The following is an 837-nucleotide window of genomic DNA, read 5'->3' as shown; positions in this document are numbered from 1 at the left end:
GAGAAGCCGAAGTTAGCCGACGTGCCCCAAGATTAAAGGGACCGTAGATATTATAACTTATCCCAGGCAGGAATTTTACCGTCACTATTGATCTCAGAAAGAACATTTCTAAAATCAGCAAAAATTTGCTTCTTAGTTCTACCTTTATAATATTTTTCAAAATATTGAGAAGTTTCAAGATCTTGAATTTCTTTTGTAAATGCATATAATGCTAATTGATTTATTGAAACGCCTTGCTCTTCAGCTACTTTTTCAATTTTATGCTTTAGCTCAGAAGGAATCCTAATAGTTAACACACTAGCTTTTGTTTTCATAATTTTCCCTCCAATAGTTCATAAAATTTGATGGCGTTATAACTTTTAAATCTTGAAATTTTAAATCGTTATTTATTAGATAATCTTTTACATTACTAGTAATCAAGTAATCGGCGTTACATGCTATCGTAAGTTCGACAAAATGATTATCATCTTCATCACGTAAATTTGGACGGAAGGCGAAATAAATCGTTTGCGGATAACTTATGTAAGCAATAAATCCTAGTATCTTCTTTAGTTCTTTAGCATTAATTCCTAAATCTACTTTCGAAGTCTGCCTATTTAAAACTTCTTCGTATTCTTTAAATACCGGTATCGATAATCCTAATTTAATTTTCTGATCGAAAATTAATTCCAGAATCGCTCGTGATGCTCCTCTTTGGGCCCTTAAAGCTTGGTAAAGGACATTTGTATCCAAGACAACTTTCAATATTTAGTAGATAGCATATACACTATCATTCGTCAATCGCTAATTTGGTATTTTTGCGTAGAATTTGCGGGGCATGTTCGGCTAACGAAAGAG

At 32.6% G+C, this 837-nt stretch carries 2 protein-coding genes; both read right to left on the bottom strand.

Going from position 1 to position 837, the window contains the following annotated elements; all coding sequences use genetic code 11:
* Positions 1–50 precede the first annotated feature (50 nt).
* Positions 51–314 carry a toxin-antitoxin system HicB family antitoxin gene (locus tag JWG45_RS13730; RefSeq protein ID WP_205280269.1) on the bottom strand — a complete coding sequence of 88 codons (264 nt, stop codon included), beginning with the start codon at positions 312–314 and terminating at the stop codon, positions 51–53.
* Positions 298–732 (bottom strand): putative toxin-antitoxin system toxin component, PIN family, encoded by a 435-nt coding sequence (locus JWG45_RS13725; RefSeq protein WP_232380689.1) that lies wholly within the window; start codon positions 730–732, stop codon positions 298–300. Before JWG45_RS13725 ends, JWG45_RS13730 begins: the two co-directional genes overlap by 17 nt.
* Positions 733–837 lie beyond the last annotated feature (105 nt).

It is taken from the genome of Leptospira ainlahdjerensis (genome assembly GCF_016919175.1).
Classification (GTDB): Bacteria; Spirochaetota; Leptospiria; order Leptospirales; family Leptospiraceae; genus Leptospira; species Leptospira ainlahdjerensis.
This window is presented reverse-complemented; position numbering and strand designations above follow the sequence as displayed.